Origin of the sequence: Pigmentiphaga sp. GD03639, assembly GCF_029845405.1 — a bacterium.
Classification (GTDB): domain Bacteria; phylum Pseudomonadota; class Gammaproteobacteria; order Burkholderiales; family Burkholderiaceae_B; genus Pigmentiphaga; species Pigmentiphaga daeguensis.
In genome coordinates, this window is sequence record NZ_JAOCLR010000007.1 from 69,066 (window position 1) to 93,252 (window position 24,187).

The 24,187-nt window shown below is 66.2% G+C and carries 23 protein-coding genes and 1 tRNA gene; 13 read left to right on the plus strand and 11 right to left on the minus strand.

All coding sequences use genetic code 11. The features are described from left to right. Positions 1-7 precede the first annotated feature (7 nt). Genes arsB through arsH form a run of 3 tightly spaced genes read left to right on the plus strand, consistent with a single transcriptional unit; the run spans position 8 to position 2,237 of the window. Positions 8-1,075, plus strand: coding sequence for an ACR3 family arsenite efflux transporter (arsB, locus tag N5K27_RS09680; RefSeq protein WP_087839904.1), 1,068 nt, complete (start codon positions 8-10; stop codon positions 1,073-1,075). 21 nt (positions 1,076-1,096) lie between these two features. Next, positions 1,097-1,519 carry an arsenate reductase (glutaredoxin) gene (arsC, locus tag N5K27_RS09685; protein ID WP_087839905.1) on the plus strand — a complete coding sequence of 141 codons (423 nt, stop codon included), beginning with the start codon at positions 1,097-1,099 and terminating at the stop codon, positions 1,517-1,519. Then, positions 1,497-2,237, plus strand: a complete 741-nt coding sequence (gene arsH, locus N5K27_RS09690) for an arsenical resistance protein ArsH (RefSeq protein WP_165963058.1) — start codon at positions 1,497-1,499, stop codon at positions 2,235-2,237. Before arsC ends, arsH begins: the two co-directional genes overlap by 23 nt. Positions 2,238-2,374: 137 nt before the next feature. Here the strand turns inward: arsH and N5K27_RS09695 are convergent. Both N5K27_RS09695 and acs read right to left on the minus strand, forming a co-directional pair. Next, positions 2,375-2,464 (minus strand) — tRNA-Ser (locus N5K27_RS09695). 424 nt (positions 2,465-2,888) lie between these two features. Beyond that, positions 2,889-4,868: an acetate--CoA ligase gene (gene acs / locus N5K27_RS09700; RefSeq protein WP_279816029.1), complete on the minus strand. Its 1,980-nt coding sequence runs from the start codon at positions 4,866-4,868 to the stop codon at positions 2,889-2,891. A 239-nt stretch (positions 4,869-5,107) separates the two neighbouring features. On the opposite strand from acs, the gene N5K27_RS09705 reads away from it, so the two are divergent. The 3 genes from N5K27_RS09705 to N5K27_RS09715 all read left to right on the plus strand — a co-directional run bounded on the left by N5K27_RS09705 (position 5,108) and on the right by N5K27_RS09715 (position 7,908). After that, a complete protein-coding gene (locus N5K27_RS09705) occupies positions 5,108-5,746 on the plus strand; it encodes a YqhA family protein (RefSeq protein WP_242621400.1) in 639 nt (212 codons plus the stop codon). Positions 5,747-5,813: 67 nt separating this feature from the next. Further along, a complete protein-coding gene (locus tag N5K27_RS09710) occupies positions 5,814-7,325 on the plus strand; it encodes a fumarate hydratase (RefSeq protein WP_132979235.1) in 1,512 nt (503 codons plus the stop codon). Positions 7,326-7,509: 184 nt separating this feature from the next. Beyond that, complete coding sequence (locus N5K27_RS09715) at positions 7,510-7,908, plus strand: hypothetical protein (RefSeq protein ID WP_132979234.1); 399 nt, start codon at positions 7,510-7,512, stop codon at positions 7,906-7,908. On the opposite strand, the gene N5K27_RS09720 is transcribed toward N5K27_RS09715, so the two are convergent. Then, the gene (locus N5K27_RS09720) at positions 7,889-9,214 is read right to left on the minus strand and encodes an MFS transporter (RefSeq protein ID WP_279816034.1); all 1,326 of its coding nucleotides are present in this window, start codon (positions 9,212-9,214) and stop codon (positions 7,889-7,891) included. The two genes, N5K27_RS09715 and N5K27_RS09720, sit on opposite strands and share 20 nt — an antisense overlap. Positions 9,215-9,237: 23 nt before the next feature. Then, the gene (locus N5K27_RS09725) at positions 9,238-9,645 is read right to left on the minus strand and encodes a heme-binding protein (protein ID WP_087839910.1); all 408 of its coding nucleotides are present in this window, start codon (positions 9,643-9,645) and stop codon (positions 9,238-9,240) included. Between the two features lie 252 nt (positions 9,646-9,897). Between N5K27_RS09725 and N5K27_RS09730 the strand changes: the two genes are divergently transcribed. Next, positions 9,898-10,533, plus strand: a complete 636-nt coding sequence (locus N5K27_RS09730; protein ID WP_132979233.1) for a C40 family peptidase — start codon at positions 9,898-9,900, stop codon at positions 10,531-10,533. Here the strand turns inward: N5K27_RS09730 and N5K27_RS09735 are convergent. From N5K27_RS09735 to lptF, 3 genes are all read right to left on the minus strand, one after another. Continuing rightward, positions 10,487-10,879 carry a DUF2325 domain-containing protein gene (locus N5K27_RS09735; protein ID WP_087839996.1) on the minus strand — a complete coding sequence of 131 codons (393 nt, stop codon included), beginning with the start codon at positions 10,877-10,879 and terminating at the stop codon, positions 10,487-10,489. The two genes, N5K27_RS09730 and N5K27_RS09735, sit on opposite strands and share 47 nt — an antisense overlap. A 121-nt stretch (positions 10,880-11,000) precedes the next feature. After that, a complete protein-coding gene (locus tag N5K27_RS09740) occupies positions 11,001-11,948 on the minus strand; it encodes a CysB family HTH-type transcriptional regulator (protein WP_087839912.1) in 948 nt (315 codons plus the stop codon). 159 nt (positions 11,949-12,107) lie between these two features. Further along, the gene (lptF, locus tag N5K27_RS09745; protein WP_132979232.1) at positions 12,108-13,187 is read right to left on the minus strand and encodes an LPS export ABC transporter permease LptF; all 1,080 of its coding nucleotides are present in this window, start codon (positions 13,185-13,187) and stop codon (positions 12,108-12,110) included. A gap of 76 nt (positions 13,188-13,263) precedes the next feature. Here lptF and N5K27_RS09750 point away from each other — a divergent pair, with 76 nt between their 5' ends. From N5K27_RS09750 to N5K27_RS09775, 6 genes are all read left to right on the plus strand, one after another. Beyond that, a complete protein-coding gene (locus N5K27_RS09750) occupies positions 13,264-14,772 on the plus strand; it encodes a leucyl aminopeptidase (protein WP_087839914.1) in 1,509 nt (502 codons plus the stop codon). Positions 14,773-14,785: 13 nt separating this feature from the next. Continuing rightward, a complete protein-coding gene (locus N5K27_RS09755; RefSeq protein ID WP_087839915.1) occupies positions 14,786-15,217 on the plus strand; it encodes a DNA polymerase III subunit chi in 432 nt (143 codons plus the stop codon). Between the two features lie 6 nt (positions 15,218-15,223). Further along, positions 15,224-15,628 (plus strand): hypothetical protein, encoded by a 405-nt coding sequence (locus N5K27_RS09760; protein ID WP_087839916.1) that lies wholly within the window; start codon positions 15,224-15,226, stop codon positions 15,626-15,628. Positions 15,629-15,736: 108 nt separating this feature from the next. Then, the gene (locus N5K27_RS09765) at positions 15,737-18,586 is read left to right on the plus strand and encodes a valine--tRNA ligase (RefSeq protein ID WP_087839917.1); all 2,850 of its coding nucleotides are present in this window, start codon (positions 15,737-15,739) and stop codon (positions 18,584-18,586) included. Between the two features lie 155 nt (positions 18,587-18,741). Beyond that, positions 18,742-19,050: a type II toxin-antitoxin system RelE/ParE family toxin gene (locus N5K27_RS09770; protein WP_279816043.1), complete on the plus strand. Its 309-nt coding sequence runs from the start codon at positions 18,742-18,744 to the stop codon at positions 19,048-19,050. Further along, entirely contained in the window at positions 19,047-19,349 is a 303-nt protein-coding gene (locus N5K27_RS09775) for an addiction module antidote protein (protein ID WP_087839919.1), read from the plus strand. The genes N5K27_RS09770 and N5K27_RS09775 overlap by 4 nt, the downstream gene beginning before the upstream one ends. Before the next feature lie 17 nt (positions 19,350-19,366). Here the strand turns inward: N5K27_RS09775 and N5K27_RS09780 are convergent, their stop codons facing one another. The 4 genes from N5K27_RS09780 to N5K27_RS09795 all read right to left on the minus strand — a co-directional run bounded on the left by N5K27_RS09780 (position 19,367) and on the right by N5K27_RS09795 (position 23,837). Beyond that, complete coding sequence (locus N5K27_RS09780) at positions 19,367-20,491, minus strand: SGNH/GDSL hydrolase family protein (RefSeq protein ID WP_132979230.1); 1,125 nt, start codon at positions 20,489-20,491, stop codon at positions 19,367-19,369. 108 nt (positions 20,492-20,599) lie between these two features. Further along, positions 20,600-20,827 carry a sulfurtransferase TusA family protein gene (locus N5K27_RS09785; RefSeq protein WP_087839997.1) on the minus strand — a complete coding sequence of 76 codons (228 nt, stop codon included), beginning with the start codon at positions 20,825-20,827 and terminating at the stop codon, positions 20,600-20,602. A gap of 38 nt (positions 20,828-20,865) precedes the next feature. After that, complete coding sequence (alaS, locus tag N5K27_RS09790) at positions 20,866-23,481, minus strand: alanine--tRNA ligase (RefSeq protein ID WP_087839921.1); 2,616 nt, start codon at positions 23,479-23,481, stop codon at positions 20,866-20,868. 164 nt (positions 23,482-23,645) lie between these two features. Next, entirely contained in the window at positions 23,646-23,837 is a 192-nt protein-coding gene (locus tag N5K27_RS09795) for a YqaE/Pmp3 family membrane protein (protein WP_087839922.1), read from the minus strand. Between the last annotated feature and the right edge of the window lie 350 nt (positions 23,838-24,187).

A 24,187-nucleotide genomic window follows, 5' to 3' on the forward strand; every position in this document is an offset into this window, starting at 1 on the left:
GGCCGGCATGTCTGCGCAGAATCCCGCGCTGGGATGTGCCACACCGGCGCCTTCAATGAGCATTTTCGAGCGCTACCTCACCGTCTGGGTACTGCTGTGCATCGTCATCGGTATCGCAGCAGGCCAGATCGCCCCCGGCATCTTCCAAGCGATCGGACACATGGAGGTCGCCCAGGTCAACCTGCCCGTGGGCCTGCTCATCTGGATCATGGTGATCCCGATGTTGGTCAAGGTGGATTTCGCTGCGTTGGGCCAGGTGCGCCGGCACTGGCGCGGCATCGGCGTCACCCTGTTCGTCAACTGGGCGGTCAAGCCCTTTTCCATGGCCTTCCTGGGCTGGCTGTTCGTGCGGCAGGTATTCGCCCCCTGGCTGCCGCAGGACCAGCTCGACAGCTACATCGCCGGCTTGATCCTGCTGGCCGCCGCGCCCTGCACCGCGATGGTGTTCGTCTGGAGCCGACTCACCGGCGGCGATCCCGTGTTCACGCTTTCGCAAGTAGCGCTGAACGACGCCATCATGGTGTTTGCGTTCGCGCCCATCGTCGGCCTGCTGCTGGGAATCTCGTCCATCACCGTACCCTGGGATACCTTGCTGACTTCGGTCGTGCTCTACATCGTCATCCCCGTGCTCCTGTCGCAGCTCTGGCGGCGCGCGCTGCTCAAGCGGGGCCAAGCCGCCTTCGAGCGCGCCATGGCCCGCATCGGCCCGCTGTCCATCGCGGCCCTGCTACTAACGCTGGTCCTGCTGTTCGCGTTCCAGGGCCAAGCCATCATCCAGCAACCGCTGGTCATCGCCATGCTGGCCGTCCCCATCCTGATCCAGGTCTTCTTCAACTCCAGCCTGGCCTACTGGCTCAACCGGCGTGTCGGCGAGAAACACGACATCGCCTGCCCCTCCGCCCTCATCGGCGCATCAAATTTCTTCGAGCTGGCCGTGGCGGCCGCGATCGCCCTGTTCGGCTTCCAGTCCGGCGCTGCATTGGCGACCGTGGCAGGCGTGCTGATCGAAGTTCCCGTCATGCTGCTGGTGGTGCGCGTCGTCAACCGGTCCCGTAACTGGTACGAGCGTGCCTAACATCCCACCTGGACCACTCCCATGAGCAACGTCACCATCTATCACAACCCGGCTTGCGGCACGTCGCGCAACACGCTCGCCATGATCCGCAACAGCGGCGAAGAACCCATCGTTATCGAATACCTGAACGAACCGCCGTCGCGCGAAACGCTCTCTCGGCTGATTGCCGACGCGGAACTGACAGTCCGGGAGGCGTTGCGCGTCAAGGGCACACCCTACGACGAGCTGGGCCTGGACGACCCAAAGTGGACCGACGAACAGTTGCTCGACTTCATCGGTAAGCATCCGATCCTGATGAACCGGCCTTTCGTGGTGACGCCGCTCGGCACCCGCCTGTGCCGGCCGTCCGAAGCAGTGCTGGACATCCTGCCTCGTCCACAGCAAGGGGCGTACACGAAGGAAGACGGCCAGGTCGTCGTGGATGCGGAGGGCCGTCGTGTCTGAACGTTGGCCAGACTTGCCGAATATTGACGAAACGCTTTTCACTCGTCCGGAGCTGGGCCAGTTTCAGTTCCCCTGGTCGCGGTCAGGGCAACCGCCCAGATTCCTGGTGCTATATGGCTCCGTTCGTCAACGGTCATACAGCCGGCTTCTGGCTCAAGAAGCCCGCCGGCTCCTCCAGGCCATGGGCGGAGAGACCCGGATTTTCAACCCTGTCGGACTTCCCCTTCCGGACAGCGTACCGGACTCCGACGCCAAGGTCCAAGAGCTGCGCGATCTCGTCCAATGGGCCGACGGCATGGTCTGGGTCTCGCCGGAGCGCCATGGCGCGATGACCGGCATCATGAAGGCCCAAATCGATTGGATCCCTCTATCCCTCGGCGCCGTCCGTCCTACACAGGGCAAAACGCTGGCGGTCATGGAGGTATCGGGCGGCTCGCAATCGTTCAATGCCGTCAACCAGATGCGGCTCCTGGGGCGCTGGATGCGGATGCTCACGATTCCCAACCAGTCTTCGGTGCCCAAGGCCTTCCTGGAGTTCGACGAGGCAGGACGCATGAAGCCGTCGAGCTACTACGACCGCGTGGTGGATGTCATAGAGGAACTGATGAAGTTCACGCTGCTCACACGCGGTGTTCGGGACTACCTGGTGGATCGATACAGCGAACGGAAAGAGAGTGCGGAGGAACTATCGAAGCGCGTGAATCAGCGATCGATCTGACGAACCAAGCATCACCGGGCTTCTCATTCAGGCGCAACACTTTGGCTCACGCCAGGCGACGGCGGGCAAAGAAAAAGCCGCTTTCCCTGGGGAGAAGCGGCTTTTTGGGCAACGGGTGCTAACCGTTGCGGTGTCCTTGGCGGACAGGGTGGGATTCGAACCCACGATACGCTTTCACATATACACGCGTTCCAGGCGTGCGCCTTCAACCACTCGGCCACCTGTCCTTGCTACCCAAGAGGCTGGGCAGAAGAGCCCGCAATAATACCAGATTGCGGGCCATGCAGCCAAGCCCCGCCATAAGGCCGAGCAAAAGCGTCCAGCATGGCACATTGCAATGCACAAAACCGTGCCACGCGGCAAGACGGGAACCAGAATGGGGAGTGAGCCGGGCACCAGATCGAACGATTTGGCGAGAATGGAGGAGACCGCTGCGCCTTGCCGTTATTGCCACGGCGGCCGACGCTCTAGGTCGTCGGCCGCGCGGGCGTTTTGCTTTTCTAAAGACTGCAGGGGTTTTGTCTCCTCCACTGCATAACGATATTCTGCGCCCGCAATTGGACTGTGACACTAGGGATTGACCCCTATTATGGTGCGGTGCGCACCACAGCTTTGGATACAAATGCACCAAAGCTGTGCATTCTACGACAATCAGAGCGCCTTGCCCAACTGCTCCAGGATGGCCGGGTTCTCCAGCGTGGAGACGTCCTGCGTGACCGATTCGCCCTGGGCGACCACCCGCAGCAGGCGACGCATGATCTTGCCCGAGCGGGTCTTGGGCAGGTTGTCGCCGAAGCGGATTTCCTTGGGTTTGGCGATGGGGCCGATTTCCTTGGCGACCCAGTTGCGCAGTTCCTTGGCGATCTCGGCAGCCTCGGCGTCGTCGGGCCGGGCCCGCTTGAGCACCACGAAGGCGACCACGGCCTCGCCGGTCAGGTCGTCCGGGCGCCCCACCACGGCGGCTTCCGCCACCATGGGGTGGGCCACCAGCGCCGACTCCACTTCCATGGTTCCCAGGCGATGCCCCGACACGTTCAGGACGTCGTCGATGCGGCCCATGATCCAGAAGTAGCCGTCGGTATCCCGATTGGCACCGTCGCCGGCCAGGTAGCAGGTACCGCCCAGTTCCTCGGGGTAGTAGCTTTTCTTGAAGCGCTCGGGGTCGCCCCAGATGGTGCGGATCATGGCCGGCCACGGACGCTTGACCACCAGGAAGCCGCCCTTGCCGAGTTCGACGTCCTCGCCGGTCTCGTCCACGATGGCGGCCATGATGCCTGGCAGCGGCAGGGTGCAGGATCCGGGCTTCAGGCCGGTGGCCCCCGGCAGCGGGGTGATCATGTGGCCGCCGGTCTCGGTCTGCCACCAGGTGTCGACCACCGGGCACCGTTCGCCGCCGACATTGTTGTAGTACCACATCCAGGCTTCCGGATTGATGGGCTCGCCCACCGATCCGATGACTCGCAGGCTGGACAGGTCGTACTTCTTCGGGTGGTGGTCGGGGCTGGCCTCGGCCGCCTTGATCAGCGAGCGGATGGCGGTGGGCGCGGTATAGAAGATGGAGCAGCGGTGTTTCTGGATGGTCTCCCAGAAGCGGCCGGCATTCGGATAGGTGGGCACGCCCTCGAACACGATCTGGGTAGCCCCCACGGCCAGCGGGCCGTAGGCGATGTAGGTATGGCCGGTGACCCAGCCTACGTCGGCCGTGCACCAGTAGACGTCGGACGGCTTGAGGTCGAAGGTCCACTTCATGGTCAGCGCGGCCCACAACAGGTAGCCCGCCGACGAATGCTGGACGCCCTTGGGCTTGCCGGTGGAACCCGAGGTGTAGAGCACGAACAGCGGGTGTTCGGCCTCGACCTGGACCGGCTCGCACTGGTCGGACTGGCCCTTCTCCACGTCGTGCATCCACAGGTCGCGGCCTTCGGTCCAGGCCACCTTGCCGCCGGTGCGGCGATAGACGACGACGTTCTTGACCGCCTCGCAGCCGCCCATGGCGAAGGCTTCTTCCACCGCGGGCTTGAGCGGGATGGTCTTGCCGCCGCGGACCTGCTCGTCGGCGGTGATGACCAGCGTCGCGCCCACGTCGACGATGCGCTCCTGCAGGCTCTTGGCCGAGAAGCCGCCGAACACCACGGAGTGGGTGATGCCCAGGCGGGCGCATGCCTGCATGGCGACCACGGCCTCGATGGACATGGGCATGTAGATGATGGAGCGGTCGCCCTTCTTGTAGCCCAGGGCCTTGATGCCGTTGGCGAAGCGCCCCACGCGGGCATGCAGTTCGCGGTAGGTGACCTTGGTGACGGCGCCGTCATCGCTCTCGAAGATGATGGCGACCTTGTCGGCGTTGCCGTTGGCCAGGTTGACGTCCAGGCAGTTGTACGAGACGTTCAGCTCGCCGTCGTCGAACCACTTGTAGAAAGGGGCATTGCTCTCGTCCAGCGTCCGCGTGAACGGCTTGCTCCATTGCAGGGTTTCACGCGCCAGCCGCGCCCAGAACCCCTCGAAGTCGCGCTCGGCCTCGTCGCACAGGGCCTGGTAGGCGGCCATGCCGGGAACGTTCGCCTGCTTGACGAACTCCGCCGAGGGTTGGAAAACACGCGTCTCGGTCAGCACTGAATCGATGGTAGACATCGCCTTGCGTCCTTTGATGGAAGTGATAGGGAGCGGATACCCATAGGTTACCGAAAGCCGGTGGTCCGTACGCGCTGCACTGCAACAAACCCACCCAGGGCACAGCGGATCCGGCTCCGCCGGTCCGCCAGTGCCGCCCCCTTGAGGGGGCGCGCGAAGCGCGTAGGGGGTGGTCCTTCCTCTTGGCATACAATTCCCGCCAAACCGTCATTCTGCGCGCCCCAGCCTACCTGGAAAACATGTCTTCCCCTCTCATGCCACCGGGGCTTTCCCGGACGGAACCCCTGCGCCCGCTGCCCAAGCTCATCTTCATGAGCCGGTGGCTCCAGTTGCCGCTCTACCTTGGTCTGATCGTCGCCCAGGGGGTGTACGTCTACCATTTCTGGGTCGAGCTGGTGCACCTGATCGAAGCGGCCTTCGGCAACAAGGAGGCCATTGCCATGCTGGCCGAGGCCGTGATGCCGGTCGTGCCCGGCGCCGCGCCCGCCGCACCGCCCACCAAGCTGACCGAGACCACCATCATGCTAGTGGTGCTGGGGCTGATCGACGTGGTGATGATTTCCAACCTGCTCATCATGGTCATCGTGGGCGGCTACGAAACCTTCGTCTCGCGGCTGCACCTGGAAGGCCATCCCGACCAGCCGGAATGGCTGTCCCACGTCAACGCCTCGGTCCTGAAGGTGAAGCTGGGCACCGCCATCATCGGCATCTCGTCCATCCATCTGCTCAAGACCTTCATCAACGCCGCGCACTACGACGCCAAGACCATCCTGGCGCAGGCCGGCATCCACCTGGCCTTCCTGCTGTCCGCGATGGCGATCGCCTATTGCGACCGCCTCATGGCGCCGATGCTCAAGCAGGACGCCCACGGACACTGACAGCACGGCCACAACCTCCCGGCGCGGCGGCATGCCAGCGCCCCACCCTTCTCTTTTCGGAGCGCCCATGACTACCGTCATCAAGGAAGAAGACCTGATCCAGTCGATCGCCGACTCGATCCAGTTCATCAGCTACTACCACCCCGTCGACTACATCCGCCACCTGGCCCGCGCCTACGAGCGCGAGCAGAATCCGGCGGCCAAGGACGCGATCGCCCAGATCCTGACCAACTCGCGCATGTGCGCCGAGGGCAAGCGCCCCATCTGCCAGGACACGGGCATCGTCAACGTGTTCATGAAGATCGGCATGGACGTGCGCTTCGACACCCGGCGCACTCTGCAGGAACTGTGCGACGAGGGCGTGCGCCGCGGCTACCTGAACCCGGACAACAAGCTGCGCGCCTCGGTGCTGGCCGATCCGCAGTTCGAGCGCAAGAACACCCGCGACAACACGCCCTGTGTGCTGAGCGTGGAGCTGGTTCCCGGCAATACCGTGGACGTGCAGGTCGCGGCCAAGGGCGGCGGCTCCGAGAACAAGACCAAGTTCGTCATGCTCAACCCCAGCGACTCGCTGGTGGACTGGGTGCTCAAGACCGTGCCCCTGATGGGCGCCGGCTGGTGCCCGCCCGGCATGCTGGGCATCGGCATCGGCGGCACGGCCGAGAAGGCCATGCTGATGGCCAAGCAGTCGTTGATGGAAGACATCGACATGTACGAACTGCTCGAGCGCGGCCCCAGCAACAAGCTGGAAGAACTGCGCATCGAGCTGTACGAGAAGGTCAACGCGCTGGGCATCGGCGCCCAGGGCCTGGGGGGCCTGACAACCGTGCTGGACGTCAAGATCAGCATGTTCCCGACCCACGCCGCTTCCAAGCCGGTGGCCATGATCCCCAACTGCGCCGCCACCCGCCATGCGCACTTCGTGCTGGACGGTTCGGGCGCGGCCATCCTGACCCCGCCGTCGCTGGACGAGTGGCCCGACGTGCACTGGGCGCCGGACTACAACAAGTCCACGCGCGTCAACCTGGACACGCTGACCAAGGAAGAAGTCGCCTCGTGGCAGCCGGGCCAGACCCTGCTGCTGTCGGGCAAGATGCTGACCGGCCGCGACGCCGCCCACAAGCGCATCCAGGACATGCTGGCGCGCGGCGAGAAGCTGCCAGTGGACTTCACCAACCGCGTCATCTACTACGTCGGTCCGGTCGATCCGGTGCGCGACGAGGTCGTCGGCCCGGCCGGCCCCACCACCGCCACGCGCATGGACAAGTTCACCGACATGATGCTGGAGCAGACCGGCCTGATCTCGATGATCGGCAAGGCCGAGCGCGGCCCCGTCGCCATCGAGTCCATCCGCAAGCACAAGTCGGCCTACCTGATGGCCGTGGGCGGTTCGGCCTACCTGGTGTCCAAGGCCATCCGCAGCGCCAAGGTCGTGGGCTTCGAGGACCTGGGCATGGAAGCCATCTATGAGTTCGACGTGCAGGACATGCCCGTGACCGTGGCCGTGGATGCCAACGGCACGTCGGTGCATGAAACCGGGCCGAAGACGTGGAAGGTCAAGATCGCTGAGATGGCTTGACCCCCCCTACGCGCTTACGCGCGCCCCCCAGGGGGCGGCACTGGCGGACCGGCAAAGCCGGATCCGCTGTGCCCTGGCAACTGCGGAGGCAACGGCGAGGCGGATGGAATTGTCCGACCCTATGCCCGCAGGATCGAGATGTTGCCTATGATCGCTCCTCGTTCTACGATCGAGAGCCGGCATCGTGCATGTTGAACTTTTTACCTCGCTGACAGCTGTGGGCGTATCGGAAGAGCGCGCCAAGGCCGTCGTGCTTGCCATGGACTCCGCTATGGATGCGAAAATCGACTATGGGCAGGAAGGCATGCGGCGGGACATCGAGAGCCTGCATCGGGATATACAGGCTCTTGATCACAAGATAGATCTCGGCTTGAACGCCCTGCGGGGCGAGATGAAATCCATGGAGCAGCGCACGGATGCCTCGCTGGCCGGACTGCGCGGCGAAATGCGCGCCATGGAAAGCCGGCTCGACACCAAGATCGATTCGGTCGGGCGTGAAATCGGTTACGTCAAGTGGTATGCCGCCTCGGCGGTGCCGGCGACCGCGCTGGTGCTCGGTCTGCTCAACTACCTGAAGGCGTAAGCCCTTCGGCCTCGTGGCCCCGCTTGACGCCGCGGGCCATGTCGACGTGCCGCAGCACCGCCAATCCGATCACGAAGAACAGTCCGGTGGACAGGATGCCCAGGCGGTGGTTGCCCTGGGTGGCCCAGGTCACGAGGCCGTAGGTCAGCGGGCCGATGATGGACGCGAGCCGGGTGGCGAAGGTCCACAGGGCGAAGAATTCGGCCAGGCGGGAAGCCGGTGCCAGGGCGCCGGTCATCGCCCGCCCGGCGCTCTGGCTGGATCCCATGCACAGTCCGGCGATGGTGGCGGCTGCCCAGAAGCCGCCCTGGCTGGTGGCGAAGAAGGCGATCAGCACCATCGCGATCCAGCCCAGCAGCGTGGCGGCCAGGGCCCGTTGGTGGCCGATGCGGTCCTCGACGAAGCCGAAGGCGAAGGCCCCGGCGGCGGCCGCGATGTTGACCAGGAACACCAGGGTCATGATCTGCGTCTGGCCGAACTTCATGACCTGCTCGGCATAGACGGCGGCCAGCGTGATGACGACGGCGATGCCGGCCTGGTAGAAGACGCCGCAGATCAGCAGCCGGCGGAAATCGGGGAAGGCACGCGAGTCGCGCCACGAAGCCGCGAGCTGGCGCATGACCGGCATGAAGCCTGGCCGCCCGCCAGCCGCGCGCGCGGGCCGGGCGCATTCGCGCAGGAACAGGAAGACCGGCACGGCGGCGGCGGCGAAGACCGCGGCGGTGACCAGCATGGTCCAGGGTACGAAGTCGGTGGCGGGCCGGCCCGCCGCCTGCGCCGCGATCACGACCGCCAGCGACAGTCCCAGGGTCAGCATGCCGCCCACGTAGCCGAAGCTCCACCCCCAGCCTGAAACGCGGCCCAGGTACTGGGGCCGGGCGAGCTCGGGCAGGAAGGCGGCGATGACCGATTCGCCCACGCTGTAGCAGACGTTGGAGATGATGATCGCGGGTACCGCGATCCAGAAGCCGCCCGGCCCGGCAAGCGCCAGGGCCGCCGTGGCCGCCACGCAGCCCACGGTGCTGGCCGCCAGCAGCCGCTTCTTGGCGGCCTGGGCATCGGCCCAGGCGCCCAGGCCGGGCATGGCCAGCATCACGATCAAATAGGACAGCGACAGGGTCGCCGTCCACGCCAGCGTGGCCCAGTGGGCATTGCCCGCCACCACGCCGACGAAATAGGCATTGAAGACGGCCGTCAGGACGACCGTCGTGTAGCCGGAGTTGGCGAAGTCATAAAGCGCCCAGGCGAAGACCTCGCGCCGGCGGACGCCCGGGTTCAGGGCGCCGCGCATGGACGGCCCGGACATGGCGGCCAACCCGGCTGGCGGACTCAGATTCCGAGCGCCGCGATGCCCGCGCGGGCGATCTGCGCATCTTCGTTGGACTTCACGCCGGACACGCCCACCGCGGCGATGGTCTCGCCTTCCACCACGACCGGCACGCCGCCTTCCAGCATGCCATGGATGGTGGGCACGGACAGGAACGAGGTGCGGCCATTGTTGACGACGTCTTCGTAGACCTTGGATTCACGGCGGCCCAGCGCGGCCGTATGGGCCTTGGAGGGGGCGATGTGGGCCGAGATCGCGGGAGCGCCGTCCAGCCGCAGCAGGCCCAGCAGGTGGCCGCCGTCGTCGACCACGGCGATGGAAACGGCCCACTTGTTGGCGAGCGCCTCGGCTTCGGCGGCGGCCAGGATTTTCTTGACGTCGTCGGCGGTCAGGACGTGCTTGGTCTTCATGGAGCGGAATCCTCGTTGGGGAAAAACGGGGATTGTAGGGCGTCCCCATGCCGGATTTATAGCTTTGCACGCACAAGTGCATTGACCTGGGCGCCGCCAAAGAGGTATCTTAGCGCCACTTTTGTATCATCTTGTGCCCAGCGTCCCCCTATACGAATGAAAAAGGCCCGCATTCCCCTTCGCCTCCCTGCATCCCGGCCACGATTCCCGGCCGGCGGGGCGAAGGTCCGGAAAGCGGGTGGGAAGCTGGCCATGCTGGTCGGGTCCGCGATACTGGCCGGCTGCGCCACGCAATCGCCGCCCTCCCCGCAGAACGGTCCCTCGGCCGCTGCCGATACGCCCGCCAAGCGCGTGGCGCGGTACAGCCTGCCCAGCCACCCCGTTCCATCGTGGAAAGACAGCATCTCCCCCGTGCCGTCCCGCACCGAACCGCTGGATCCGGAAAAGATCCTGTCGGGCCAATGGCAGGACGACAAGTCCGACGCCACCGTGGGCGGCCAGGCCGAACTGGCGGCCTACGCCCTGAATTACCTGGGGGTGCGTTACCGCCTGGGCGGCTCGTCGCCCGAGGCCGGCTTCGATTGCAGCGGGCTGGTAGCCTACGTCAGCCGTGAAGTCCTGGGCCTGCAACTGCCGCGCCGGGCCGAGGAAATCAGCCGGGTGGGCGACCCCATCGACATCGGCGACCTGCAACCCGGCGATCTGGTGTTCTACAACACCCTGCGCCGGAAATTCTCGCACGTGGGCATCTACCTGGGCGACGGCCGCTTCGTGCACTCCCCCTCGTCGGGAGGGGTCGTGCGGGTCGAAAGCATGGACATGGCCTACTGGAAGAAGCGCTTCAACGGCGCCCGCCGCCTGGCTTCCTCGGAATCAGCTTCACGCTGACTTCTTCCTGCGCGAGGCGGGCGCACGGCGCGCCCGCCTCGGCGCCGCACAATCCACAGTTCTCGAGCGCCTGCTGCATCGAACACACCGATCGCCGGCAGGCCACCACCTGTATGCCCGCGCGCTGGGCGGCCTGGCGGAAGGCCTTCATCACGTTGTGCCCGAGGAAATCGGTCAGCAGGATCAGCAACTCCGTGCCCGACGGCAGTTGCAGCGTCTTCTTCTGATGCGCCGGATCCCGCCCGCTGATATGGTGGGTGATGGCGATGTTGTGCCCCTTGAGCAGGTCCGGGATGTTGCCTAGCCGGTCTGCCCCGACCACGACTGCGCTGACTGCCATGACGATCTCCGTGATGTCGATTGCTTTCGCCAAATGATAATCATTCTCGTTATAGAGTCAACAAGAATGATATGAATTCTCATTTGATTAAACTGATCGACATCGCTCCGGAGATAGGAAAAGCCTGTCAGCCCTGGTCCGATGGCTTGATCGCATTCTGGACGACTTCCCGCGTCAGGCTGGGCGCCAGCAGTTCGACGAAGGTGTAGACGTAGTCCCGCAGAAAGGTGCCGGACTTCACGCCTATCCGGCTGGTGTGCATGCCGAACAGGCGCCCCACCGGCAGCCCGACCAGTCCGGTGTCGCGCCGGGGGTCGTAGGCGACCCCGGCGATGATCCCTATCCCCAGTCCCAGCTCGACGTAGGTCTTGATGACGTCGGCATCGATGGCCTCGAGCACGAAGTCCGGGTGGACATCCTGCGAGCTGAAGGCCTGGTCGATCGCGCTGCGGCCGGCGAAGGCGCGGTCATAGGTGATGACGGGATATTGCGCGAGCTGCTCCAGCGTCAGTTTCTTGGCCTGGGACGACGTCAGCTGGGCCAGGGGATGGTCCGGCGTGACCACCACCACATGCTCCCAGGTATAGCAGGGCAGCGTCACCATGCCGGGAGTCAGGGCCAGCGCCTCGGTGGCGACCGCCAGGTCGGCCTGCTCGTTCAGCACCATGTCGGCCAACTGGCCCGGACTGCCCTGGATCAGCGACAGATGGACCTTGGGAAACAGCTTGCGGAAGGCGGGAATCACCTGCGGCAAGGCGTAGCGGGCCTGGGTGTGGGTGCAGGCGATGGTCAGGCCGCCTTCGTCGCGCCGGGCATATTCGTCGCTGACCTTCTTGAGGTTGTCGACCTCGCGCATGATGCGGTCGACGATCTGCGAGACGGCCAGGCCGGGCTTGGTCAGGCCCTTGATGCGCTTGCCATGGCGTTCGAAGATCTTCACGCCGAGTTCGTCTTCCAGTTCGATGATGGCCTTGGACACCCCTGGCTGGGACGTGTAGAGCATCCTCGCGGCTTCCGTCAGGTTGAAGTCGCGGCGCACGGTTTCCCGGACGAATTTGAATTGCTGCAGGTTCATGGTGCGATTCACTATGGATCTGCCATCCAACCCGGACGGATGGGCCGTGGCAACCCATAGATCATAATGTAATATACGACATGCTATTTATTATATTTAGTAATTAGCATAGTCGGATTTCGCAGCATGGAGGCCACGGAACCTGCGCAGCCCCCGCGGCTAGGCCCCTTTCGGCGCCTTCACCCTGAGGCGGAAATACATCAGGGCCGCCGTCAGCGCGGCGACCGCCCCGTGCAACCCGACCAGGGCGACGAAGAAGTCCACCCGGCCGTTGTTCACCCAGGCCTTGGCCAGGTTGACCATGTTCAGGTAGAACAGGGCCACCAGCAGCGCGATCACGATGTCGCCGGAGCGGCCCAGCCGCGGATTCACCGCGCCCAGCGGAATGGCCAGCAGCGCCAGGTTGATGGCCAGCAGCGGCATGCTGACGCGCCAGAGCAATTCGCCGGCGGCGCCCTGCCCGCCTTCGCGCAGCAACTGCATGGTCGAGCGCGCCTTGGTGGACAGGTCATCGGCGGAAGGCGGGCCCTTGCTCTCCATCCGCACGCCGTATTTCTCGAAACTCATCAGGCGGAACTGCGGCGTGCCGGGTACGAATTCGTAGCGATGGCCGGATTCCAGCACCATGAAGCGGTCGCCGTTGGGCTGGTCCTCGAGCATGCCCCCGCCCGAGACCAGCACGTTGAGCCGGCCGTTCTCTATCCAGCGCGCGAACACGTTGCTGACCCGGTCCACGGCGTCGTTGGCGGACTCCACGTAGAACACCCGGTCGATCCCGCTGGACTCCAGGAACTGGCCCGGGGTGACCTTGGAGACGTCGGAACGCTGCTCGTAGCGCTGGCGGTACTCGGCGATCTGTTTCTGGGCCCAGGGCGAGGCGGCCAGGGTCAAGGTGGCGATCAATACCGCCGACGGAATGGCGAAGCGCAGGATGGGCCTGAACCAGTCGGCCAGGCTCAGGCCGCTGGAGAACCAGACCACCATCTCGGATTCGCGGTAATTGCGGGTGACCGTGGTCAGCACGGCGATGAACACCGAGACCGCGATGATGGTGGGCAGGGCGTTGATGGATGAGAACGCGGCGATGCCCGTGACCACGTCGGCGCCGATGCGGCCGGCCGCCGCCTCGCCCAGCAGGCGCACCAGCAGCACGCTGATCCATACGACCACGAGCGTGGAGAATACGACGCTGGCATGGCTGGTCAGTTCGTCTTTGACGGAGCGCTGGAACAGGGACACGGTACTGGCCTGTGCGAGGGGCCCGCATCTGCGGGATAATTGACAATCTCGCGACTACATACAGGAAGAATCGCGCATGGACTTTAGCACACAGACCTCCGCCCCCGAGAAAATCAAGACCGCCGCGCTGGTGGTCGGCGTGCACGCCGACGGCGTGCTGACGCAGGCGGCCGATGCCGTCGATCGGGCGGCCCAGGGCGCGGTGCGCGCCGCCGTCAAGACCGACTTCAAGGGCAAGGCGGGCGAAACGCTGGTGCTGAGGTCCCTGCCCGGCGTGGCGGCCCAGCGGGTCGTGCTGGCCGGGCTGGGGTCGCAGGAGGCCTTGTCGCCCAAGGCGCTGGCCGCCGCCCATCGCGCCGCCCTCGCCGCCGTCGCGGCGCTGGGCGTGACCGAGACCGTGTCGGCCCTGGCCGCCGTCCCCATGCAGTCGGCCGACGTCCGCACCCGCGCGCGGCTGGCTGCCATCGCGGCGGGCGAAGTCACCTACCGCTTCGACGCCACCTTCGGCAAGCGCGATGCCGTCAGCCGGCCCAAGCTGGCGCGCCTGGTCCTCGCGGTCGAGCGATCCGAGGCCAGGGAGGCCGAGGCCGGCCTGCGCGAAGGCAGCGCCATCGCCAACGGCATGTCGCTCGCGCGCGACCTGGGCAACCTGCCGGGCAACGTCTGCACCCCCACCTACCTGGGCGAGACCGCCAAGAAGCTGGGCAAGTCGCACAAGCTCAAGGTCGAGGTGCTGGACCGCAAGCAGATCGAGGCGCTGAAGATGGGCTCCTTCCTGTCCGTGGCGCGCGGCTCGGACGAACCGCCGAAGTTCATCGTGCTGCGCTACGAAGGCGCCAGGCAGAAGCCCGCGGGGCGCGGCAAGGCAGCCGCCGGCGGCCCGGTCGTGCTGGTCGGCAAGGGCATCACGTTCGACGCGGGCGGCATCTCGCTCAAGCCGGCCGCCGGCATGGATGAAATGAAGTACGACATGTGCGGCGCCGCCAGCGTGTTCGGCACGCTGCGCGCCGTGGCCGAGCTGGGCCTGCCGCTGGACGTGATCGGCGTCGTGCCCGCGTGCGAGAACCTGCCCAGCGGCCGGGCCAACAAGCCGGGCGACGTGGTGACCACCATGTCCGGCCAGACGGTCGAGATCCTGAACACCGACGCCGAGGGCCGGCTGATCCTGTGCGACGCCCTGACCTACGTCGAGCGCTTCAAGCCCTCCACCGTCATCGACATCGCCACCCTGACGGGGGCCTGCGTCACGGCGCTGGGCCACGTCAACACCGGCCTCTTCACCCCCGACGACGCCCTGGCCGACACGCTGACCAGCCTGTCGCGCCAGGCGCTGGACCCGGTATGGCGCCTCCCGCTGGACGACGACTACCAGGAACAGCTCAAGTCCAACTTCGCCGACATGGCCAACATCGGCGGCCCGCCGGCCGGCGCCGTCACCGCCGCGTGCTTCCTGTCGCGCTACGCCAAGGGCTATCGCTGGGCGCACCTGGACATCGCCGGCACGGCCTGGCGCAGCGGCAAGGACAAGGGCGCCACCGGCCGCCCCGTCCCGCTGCTGACGCAGTACCTGCTGTCCCTGGTCTGACGCCGTCCCGCCCATGACCGAAATCGACTTCGCCTTCAGCGCCCCCGACCGGCTGCGCACCGCCTGCCAGATCGCCACCCGCCGCCACCAGGCGGGGCACCGGCTGGTGGTGTACTGCCGCGACACGGGGCGCCTGAACGCCTTCGATCAGATGCTCTGGGCGCTGGACGACATTTCCTTCATCCCCCACGTCCGCGTCAACGATCCGCTGGCGGCCGACACGCCCATCGTGCTGACCGCCTCGGACGCGCCCACGCCCCACCACGACTGGCTGTTGAACCTGGACGACACCTGGCCGCCCATCTACACCCGCTTCCAGCGCGTCATCGAGATCGTCACCAACGATCCCGCCGACCGCGAAGCGGCACGGGCACGCTGGCGCTTCTACCAGGAGTGCGGCCACAACATCGTGCGGCACGACGTGTCGCGCCACCAGTTGCCCTGAGCCGATATGCAAGCCCCTTCTTTCCCTCCGCGCGACGACGCCGGCATCCCGCTCCTGACCGAAGTCCTGGACCTGCCGCAGCCGGCCAGGAAGGCGGAGCCGGCCCCTTTGCCGCCCGCTCCATCCTGGCCCGTGGCCGCGCCTGCCGCCGCCCCCGCCGCCCCGCCCGGTCCGGATGACGAAGACGGCATCGAGGCGCTGCGCGCCGCCATCCTGCAGGACCTGCTCGACCGGGTGGAACCCCTGCTGAAGACCCGCATGCGGGCCTCGCTGGAAGTGGCGGCCGCCCGCGCACTGGAAGACATCGCCTACAACCTGCGGGAAGAACTCGGCCGGCTGGTGGACGAGGCCGTCCAGAAAGAACTGATCCGGCGCGCCGCCGTCGAGAGCAAGCCCCTTTCCCCGCGCTGAAGAGACGCCGGCCGCCTGCCGTCAGCCTCTGAAGAATCCACTAAAATCCTCGGTTTGGCGCCTGCGGCGCACCGCCGCGCGCCCGACCGACGTATTTCCGGAACACCGATGACCTCAGCCTCTCCCCAACCTCAAACCGAGACCGACGAACTGCCCAAGAGCTTCGAGCCGGCCGCCATCGAGGCGCGCTGGTATCCGCTGTGGGAACAACGGGGGGACTTCAAGGCCGGGGTACACGTCCAGGGCCCCGACAACGGCCGGGCCTTCACCATCCAGCTGCCGCCGCCCAACGTGACGGGCACGCTGCACATGGGCCACGCCTTCAACCAGACCATCATGGATGGCCTGACGCGCTACCACCGCATGCGCGGGTTCGACACGCTGTGGATCCCGGGCACCGACCACGCCGGCATCGCCACGCAGATCGTGGTCGAGCGCCAGCTCGACGCGCAGAAGGTCAGCCGCCACGACCTGGGCCGCGACAAGTTCGTCGAGAAGGTCTGGGAATGGAAACAGCACTCCGGCGGCACCATCACCGGCCAGATGCGCCGGCTGGGCACCTCGCCCGACTGGACGCGCGAATACTTCACCATGAACGAGGACATGTCGCGCGGCGTGGCCGAGGTCTTCACGCGGCTGTACGAGCAAGGCCTGATCTATCGCGGCAAGCGCCTGGTCAACTGGGACCCCAAGCTGCTGACCGCCGTCAGCGACCTGGAAGTGGTCAGCGAGGAAGAAGACGGCCACCTGTGGCACATCCGCTACCCGGTCGACGGCAGCGATGCCGCCATCGTCGTGGCCACGACCCGTCCCGAGACCATGCTGGGCGACGTCGCCGTCATGGTCCATCCCGAGGATGAACGCTACCAGGCCCTGATCGGCAAGCAGGTCCGCCTGCCGCTGACCGGCCGCCTGATTCCCGTCATCGCCGACGACTACGTCGACCGTGAATTCGGCACCGGCGCGGTCAAGGTCACGCCCGCGCACGACTTCAACGACTATGCCGTGGGCCAGCGCCACGGCCTGCCCATGATCTCCATCCTGACGCTGGACGGCCGCATCAACGACGAGGCGCCCGAGGTCTACCGGGGGCTGGACCGTTTCGAGGCCCGTACCCGCATCGTGGCCGACCTCGAGGCCCAGGGCCTGCTGGCCGAGGTCAAGAAGCACAAGCTGATGGTGCCGCGCGGCGACCGCACCAACGCCATCATCGAGCCCATGCTGACCGACCAGTGGTTCGTCGCCATGAGCAAGCCGGCGCCCGAGGGCACCCACCATCCCGGCAAGTCGATCACCGACGTCGCGCTGGAAGTGGTGGCCGACGGCCGCGTCAGGTTCTACCCCGAGAACTGGACCACCACCTACAACCAGTGGCTCAACAATATCCAGGACTGGTGCATCTCGCGCCAACTGTGGTGGGGCCACCAGATTCCCGCCTGGTACGCCGACGACGGCCGCATCTTCGTGGCCCGCAACGAGCAGGAAGCGCGCGACAAGGCCGCGGCCGCCGGCTACGCCGGCGCGCTCACCCGCGACCCTGACGTGCTGGACACCTGGTTCTCGTCGGCGCTGGTGCCGTTCACCACGCTGGGCTGGCCCGAACAGACGCCCGACCTGGCGCGCTACCTGCCCTCGTCGGTGCTGGTCACCGGCTTCGACATTATCTTCTTCTGGGTCGCCCGGATGGTCATGATGACCACGCACTTCACCGGCCAGGTCCCGTTCAGGCACGTCTACATGCACGGCCTGATCCGCGACGCCGAAGGCCAGAAGATGAGCAAGTCCAAGGGCAACACCCTGGACCCGGTCGACCTGATCGACGGCATCGACCTCGACGGCCTCCTGGCCAAGCGCACCACCGGCCTGATGAACCCCAGGCAGGCCGAGAGCATCGCCAAGAAGACCCGCAAGGAATTCCCCGAGGGCATTCCGGCCTTCGGCGCCGACGCGCTGCGCTTCACCATGGCCGCCTACGCCACGCTGGGCCGCAACATAAACTTCGACCTGAAGCGCTGCGAGGGCTACCGCAACTTCTGCAACAAGCTGTGGAACGCCACCCGCTTCGTGCTGATGAACGTCGAAGGCAAGGACTGCGGCGTGGAAGCCGGCGCGGCGGTGGAATTGTCGGTGTTCGACAAGTGGATCATCAGCCAGTTGCAGCGCACCGAGGCCGAGGTCGCCAAGGGCTTCGACGACTATCGCTTCGACAACATCTCCACCGCGCTGTACCGCTTCGTCTGGGACGAATACTGCGACTGGTACCTGGAGCTGGCCAAGGTCCAGCTGCAGACCGGCAACGAAGCCCAGCAGCGCGGCACGCGCCAGACGCTGATCCGTGTGCTGGAAACCGTGCTGCGGCTGGCGCATCCCATCATCCCGTTCATCACGGAAGAACTCTGGCAGAAGGTCTCGGTGGTGGCCGGCAAGCGCCGCGCCGGCGAATCCACCAGCGTGGGCGTGCAGCCCTACCCCGCCGCCCAGGCCGAGAAGATCGACGAGGCCGCCGAAGCCGCGATGGCCGAGCTCAAGGCCCAGGTCGACGCCGTGCGCGCGCTGCGCGGCGAAATGAACGTGCCGCCCTCGCAGAAGGCGCCGCTGAACGCCACCGGCAACCGCGCCGCCCTGGAACGCAATGCCCCCTACCTGGCGGCCCTGGCCCGGCTGACCGAGGTCAAGGTGGTCGACCGGTTGCCCGACGTCGTCGGCGCCCCCGTGCAGGTGGTCGGCGACGCACACCTGATGCTGCACATCGAGGTCGACGTGGCCGCCGAGAAGATCCGCCTGGACAAGGAGATCGCCCGCCTGGAAGGCGAGATCGCCAAAGCCAACGGCAAGCTGGGCAACGCCAGCTTCGTCGACCGCGCCCCGGCCGCCGTGGTGGAGCAGGAACGCGCCCGGCTGGCCCAGTTCAGCGATACGCTGGACAAGGTGCGGGAGCAGCGGGCGAAACTGGGCTGACAGCGGATTTTCGACCGGCGAGAACGGCCCCTTCCGGGGCCGTTTCCTTATCCGCAACGCCCTCCCCCTGAACCGAAGGATGACAAAAAGATCACCCCGACGGTTGAAATATCGCTGCATGCTTGACAAACTGTCTCCACGAGGAGACACTTGGCATGCTGATCATCAAGAGAACGAACCAGTTCGCGGAATGGCTGCATCGGCTGAAAAGCCCAAGCGACCGTGGCGCCATCCTGATGCGGCTTCTGCGCGTCCAGCACGGGCTCTTTGGCGACATGCGTTCCATCGGCGAAGACATCCACGAACTTCGCCTGCATATCGGCCCAGGCTACCGGCTCTACATCGCACGGGAGGGTGCCGACATCTACGTCCTGCTCTGTGCGGGCATCAAGGACACGCAGAAACACGATATCGAACTCGCCAGGACCATCTGGCGGGACTTGAAGCGGGAGCGACACGCATGATAGCGCCGACAAAAACAACCACCGCCGAATTCGATGCGGCTGAATTCCTGCGAGACGAAGCAAGCATCGCCTGCTTTCTCGCGGAAGCGGCCGGCGACGCAAACCCCGACGTCTTTCTTGCCGCGCTGGCAGCCGTGGCGCGTGCGCGCGGCATGAGCGACATTGCGCGCAAAGCCGGACTGGGCAGGCAAAGCCTGTACAAAGCCCTGGCTCCAGGGGCCAATCCGCACTATCTGACCCTGCGCAAGGTCATGGACTCGCTCGGTGTCGTCTTCACCATTGCAGCCAAAGCCCCGTGACGCTCGCCCTGCCCGGCTCAACGAGCCGTCGTATCCCTGGCCACCCGGACCGGCTTGACCACCGCGCCAAAGCGATCGTGGATGAAGGCCGCCACCTTCTCCCCCCATAGCCGGTGCCCGGCCGTGGTCGGATGCATGGAATCCGCGAACAAATAGTGCTGGTCCGCGTCCGGCTCCACCAGCGTGGCGGGGGTGCACAGCAGTGCATCCACCTCGCCCTGCGACGCATCGTAATTGGTGCAGGCGGGCTTGTCGGTCACGGTCAGGCCCACCGCGGCGGGGTCGTCGACGGCATCGTCGATCAGGCCGGCCAGGTCGAACACCTGCACGCCCGTTCCCGACAGCCCGCCGGCCACGAGTTCGTTGTAGCCCTCGGACACGTCGGTGGCCAGGTCTTCCAGCTCGGTATTGCGGATGAACGGCAGCATGCCCAGGTCGGGAAGGTTGACGTATACGATCCGCTTGGCGCCGGCCGCGGACAGACGCTTGAGCTGGGCCACCATGGCGGCCGCCTTGGCCCGGACCAGCGCCTCCATCCGGTCGTCGGCATCGGACGCGGGTTCGGGCTCGGTGTCTCCCAGGGTCTGGAAGGCATCGAGGAAATCGTTGCCGCCGCCCTGCACCAGCACCAGTTCCGTCCCGTCGAAGCCTTTGTGCGTGGCCAGGTAGCGGTCGATCTGGGCCTTGATGGAAACGGCGGTCTCGCCCTGGAGTCCGCCATCGGCCGGGATGCCATCCGGAGCCGGCGCCGTCGCGGCGTCGGTCTCGATATGGGCACCGCCCTGCGCATAGCCATTGCCGCCCAGGTCCACGATGCGGCCGCCTTGCCCGCGCGGACCGAAATCGACCTGCTGGTTCGGCTTGATCGGCAGGCCCAGCGCGTCGGCCACCACTTCCACCCAGACCTCCCCGGGCTTGGTCGTGAAACGCTGCCCTGCCGCGCTGCGCGTGGCCGGGTCGGGATAGGTTGCGCCGGGATTGTAGGTGCCGACGTCGCTCAGGCTGTCGCCAAAGGACACGATGGCGCTGATCGGCCCGGTCACGACCGGGCGCACGGCGCGGTCGCGGAAGGCCATTGCCGCCAAGCCGCCCACGACGAGCAGCGCCAGGACCAGAAGCCAACGCAATGACGGTAGCCGCATGGGGGTCACCTTGGGGAGAACGGTCGCGCCGGCGAACGCCAGCTGCGGTATGACACGCCGCCCGACGGCAGGTTCAGCGCCGCGGGCGGAGAAAGTACCTGTGGCCCGTCAGCGGCGTTTCATGTAATGCACGAACACTTCGCCATCGTCGGTCTGCGCCAGCAGCTCGTTGCCGGTCTGCTTGGAAAAAGCCTGGAAGTCACGCACCGACCCCTTGTCGGTGGCCACCACCTTCAATACCTGCCCGCTCTCGAGCGTGGCCAGCGCCTTCTTCGCACGCAGGATGGGCAAGGGGCACTTGAGCCCCTTGGCATCCACCTCCAGATCGAACGCCACCGGTTCGGTACTCATTGCGCCTTCTCCCGCCGCACCGCTCACAGGCGGCCTTCCACCCAGCCCTGCACGCTGGCGAGCGCCTGCGGCAGGCCCGAGGGATCCGTGCCGCCGGCCATCGCCATGTCCGGCCGGCCGCCGCCCTTGCCGCCCACCTGCTGGGCCACGAAATTGACCAGATCGCCGGCCTTGACCTTGCCGGACACGTCGGCCGTGGCGCCGGCCACCAGGCTGACCTTGCCGCCGTCGACGGCGGCCAGCACGATGGCTGCGGACTTGAGCTTGTTCTTGAGCTGGTCCACGGTCTCGCGCAGCGACTTGGGATCGACCCCGTCCAGCTTGGCAGCCAGCACCTTCACGCCCTTGACCTCGACCGCCGAGGCCGCCAGATCATTGCCGGCGCTGCTGGCCAGCTTGCTCTTCAACTGGGCGATTTCCTTCTCCAGGCCCTTCAACTGGTCCTGCACCTGGCCGATGCGCGCCGGCAGGTCGCCCGGCTGCACCTTCAGCGCGCCCGCGGCCGAAGCCAGCGTGGCGTTCAGGTTCTGCAGATAGGACAGGCTGTTGTCGCCGGTGATGGCCTCGACCCGGCGCACGCCGGCGGCCACACCGCCCTCGCTCACGATCTTGAACAGGCCGATGTCGCCGGTGCGACCCACGTGGGTACCGCCGCACAGCTCGCGCGAAAAGCCGATGTCCAGCACCCGCACCTCGTCGCCGTACTTTTCGCCGAACAGCGCCATCGCGCCGCCCTTGACCGCGTCGTCGTAGGCCATCAGCTGCGACTGCACCGGCGTGTTGGCCAGCACCTCGCGGTTGACGATGGCTTCCACCTGCGCGATCTGGTCGGCGCTCATGGGGGCGTCGTGCGCGAAGTCGAAACGGGTCTTGTCCGGGTCCACCAGCGACCCCTTCTGCTGCACGTGCTCGCCCAGGACCTGGCGCAACGCCTTGTGCATCAGGTGGGTGGCCGAGTGGTTGCGCATCGTGCGCGCGCGGCGGACTTCGTCTACCTGGGCATCGACCGTGTCGCCCACCGCCAGCGAGCCCGAGACCAGCTTGCCATGATGGCCGAACACGTCGGCCTGGATCTTCTGCGTGTCTTCCACGTCGAAACGCGCCGCGCCCTGCACCAGCACGCCGGCATCGCCCACCTGCCCGCCCGACTCGGCGTAGAACGGCGTGCGGTCCAGCACCACCACCGCGGCCTGCCCGGCCTCGATGCGCGGCACCGAGGCGCCATCCACGTACAGGGCCGTGACCTTGCCTTGCGCGGCCAGGTGCGCATAGCCTTCGAATACCGTCTTGGCGCCGTCGTACGACAGGCCGGCGGCCATCTTGAACTTGCCCGCGGCGCGGGCCTGCTCGCGCTGGCGGGTCATCGCGGCCTCGAAGCCGTCCATGTCCACGTCCACGTTGCGCTCGCGGCAGATGTCGGCCGTCAGGTCCACCGGGAAGCCGTAGGTGTCGTACAGGTTGAACAGCGTCTCGCCGTCCAGCGCGGCGCCCGGCTTGAGCGCGGCCAGCGCGCCGTCCAGGATTTTCATGCCGTGTTCCAGCGTTTCGCCGAAACGCTCTTCCTCCTGGCGCAGTACCTGCTCGACCCGCGCCTCGGCCTTGGCCAGCTCGGGATAGGCCTCGCCCATCTCGGCCACCAGGTCCTTGACGATGCGATGGAAGAAGGGCTTGGTCTGGCCCAGCTTGTAGCCGTGGCGCAGCGCGCGGCGGATGATACGGCGCAGCACGTAACCGCGGCCTTCGTTGCCCGGGATCACGCCGTCCACGATCAGGAACGAGCAGGCGCGGATATGGTCGGCGATCACCTTCAGCGAGTTGTTCGCCAGGTCGGTACAGCCGGTTTCGCGCGCCGCGGCCTTGATCAGGTTCTGGAACAGATCGATTTCATAGTTCGAATGCACGTGCTGCAACACCGCGGCGATCCGCTCCAGGCCCATGCCCGTGTCCACGCAGGGCTTGGGCAGCGGGTTCAGGGTGCCCGACGCGTCGCGGTCGAACTGCATGAACACCAGGTTCCAGATCTCGATGTAGCGGTCGCCGTCTTCCTCGGGCGATCCCGGGGGGCCGCCCCAGATCTCGGGACCATGGTCGTAGAAGATTTCCGAGCACGGGCCGCAGGGACCGGTATCCGCCATCTGCCAGAAGTTGTCGGACGCGTAGCGCGCGCCCTTGTTGTCGCCGATGCGGACGATGCGCTCGACCGGCACGCCGATCTCGTTCTGCCAGATGCCGTAGGCCTCGTCGTCCTCCTGGTAGACCGTGACCCACAGCTTTTCCTTGGGCAGCTTGTAGACCGTGGTCAGCAGTTCCCAGGCGTAGTGGATGGCGTCGCGCTTGAAGTAGTCGCCGAAGCTGAAATTGCCCAGCATCTCGAAAAACGTGTGGTGCCGGGCCGTGTAGCCCACGTTTTCCAGGTCGTTGTGCTTGCCGCCGGCGCGCACGCTGCGCTGCGACGAGGTCGCGCGCTTGTACGGGCGCACTTCGTTGCCCAGGAAGACGTCCTTGAACTGGACCATGCCCGAGTTGGTGAAGAGCAGGGTCGGATCGTTGGCCGGCACCAACGACGAGGACGGCACCACGGTGTGGCCCTTGGACTCGAAGAACTGAAGGAACTTCTGACGGATCTCGGCGGATTTCATCGCTGCACGCAGGTAGGGGGATGAATCGCCAACTGCACCCGTTTGCATCCCCGGATAGATATCGAATCGTCAATTATAGAGGGACGGCGGCCCCGGGGTGCGCGCCCGGGCCGGAACGGGGAAAACGGGGGTGGATCGCCGGACCGGCGAGCGCCGGAGCCGGGCTACCGGCCTGCCATCGCCTTCTTGATCTTCTGATCGGTCTTGTACTGGCTGAGCGCGTAGACCGACCAGATCGCGGCCGGGATCCAGCCGATCAGCGTCAATTGCAGGATCAGGCAGAAGATGCCGGCGAAGGGGCGGCCGATGGTGAAGAACTGGAGCCAGGGAAGGAGCAGCGCGAGAAGCAGACGCATGGGACGGAATGGAAACGGTGATGCGGACATTCTACCGGTAAGGCAGGACGCCAGCCGGGCGACCCCTCGGCAACCACGTACGTGGAGCCCCGTATCTTGTGTCGGGCCAAGGACCCGTTAGACCGGATATCCCCCGGCTAGGGGCTCATTCGCCGCCTCGGAGATTCCCGGGCGGTGTCGCATCGAGGCTTGCCATGAAACGTCCATCACCCCCCATCGGGCCGGGGTCCTTCCCCGGCTTCATTTGCGCGCTTCCCCTGACTGCCATGCTGGCCGCCTGCGGAGGCGGCGGATCTTCTCCCCCGGCGCCCCCCGCCCCACCCCCTGGCCAGGAAACTACCCGGCCGATC

Excerpts from the sequence above, each read along its gene's own strand:
- arsB (WP_087839904.1), top strand. The coding sequence starts at position 8 with ATGTCTGCGCAGAATCCCGCGCTGGGATGTGCCACACCGGCGCCTTCA.
- arsC (WP_087839905.1), top strand. The coding sequence starts at position 1,097 with ATGAGCAACGTCACCATCTATCACAACCCGGCTTGCGGCACGTCGCGC.
- arsH (WP_165963058.1), top strand. The coding sequence starts at position 1,497 with ATGCGGAGGGCCGTCGTGTCTGAACGTTGGCCAGACTTGCCGAATATT.
- acs (WP_279816029.1), bottom strand. The coding sequence starts at position 4,868 with ATGTCTACCATCGATTCAGTGCTGACCGAGACGCGTGTTTTCCAACCC.
- N5K27_RS09705 (WP_242621400.1), top strand. The coding sequence starts at position 5,108 with ATGTCTTCCCCTCTCATGCCACCGGGGCTTTCCCGGACGGAACCCCTG.
- N5K27_RS09710 (WP_132979235.1), top strand. The coding sequence starts at position 5,814 with ATGACTACCGTCATCAAGGAAGAAGACCTGATCCAGTCGATCGCCGAC.
- N5K27_RS09720 (WP_279816034.1), bottom strand. The coding sequence starts at position 9,214 with ATGTCCGGGCCGTCCATGCGCGGCGCCCTGAACCCGGGCGTCCGCCGG.
- N5K27_RS09725 (WP_087839910.1), bottom strand. The coding sequence starts at position 9,645 with ATGAAGACCAAGCACGTCCTGACCGCCGACGACGTCAAGAAAATCCTG.
- N5K27_RS09730 (WP_132979233.1), top strand. The coding sequence starts at position 9,898 with ATGCTGGTCGGGTCCGCGATACTGGCCGGCTGCGCCACGCAATCGCCG.
- N5K27_RS09740 (WP_087839912.1), bottom strand. The coding sequence starts at position 11,948 with ATGAACCTGCAGCAATTCAAATTCGTCCGGGAAACCGTGCGCCGCGAC.
- N5K27_RS09750 (WP_087839914.1), top strand. The coding sequence starts at position 13,264 with ATGGACTTTAGCACACAGACCTCCGCCCCCGAGAAAATCAAGACCGCC.
- N5K27_RS09755 (WP_087839915.1), top strand. The coding sequence starts at position 14,786 with ATGACCGAAATCGACTTCGCCTTCAGCGCCCCCGACCGGCTGCGCACC.
- N5K27_RS09760 (WP_087839916.1), top strand. The coding sequence starts at position 15,224 with ATGCAAGCCCCTTCTTTCCCTCCGCGCGACGACGCCGGCATCCCGCTC.
- N5K27_RS09765 (WP_087839917.1), top strand. The coding sequence starts at position 15,737 with ATGACCTCAGCCTCTCCCCAACCTCAAACCGAGACCGACGAACTGCCC.
- N5K27_RS09770 (WP_279816043.1), top strand. The coding sequence starts at position 18,742 with ATGCTGATCATCAAGAGAACGAACCAGTTCGCGGAATGGCTGCATCGG.
- N5K27_RS09775 (WP_087839919.1), top strand. The coding sequence starts at position 19,047 with ATGATAGCGCCGACAAAAACAACCACCGCCGAATTCGATGCGGCTGAA.
- N5K27_RS09780 (WP_132979230.1), bottom strand. The coding sequence starts at position 20,491 with ATGCGGCTACCGTCATTGCGTTGGCTTCTGGTCCTGGCGCTGCTCGTC.
- alaS (WP_087839921.1), bottom strand. The coding sequence starts at position 23,481 with ATGAAATCCGCCGAGATCCGTCAGAAGTTCCTTCAGTTCTTCGAGTCC.
- N5K27_RS09795 (WP_087839922.1), bottom strand. The coding sequence starts at position 23,837 with ATGCGTCTGCTTCTCGCGCTGCTCCTTCCCTGGCTCCAGTTCTTCACC.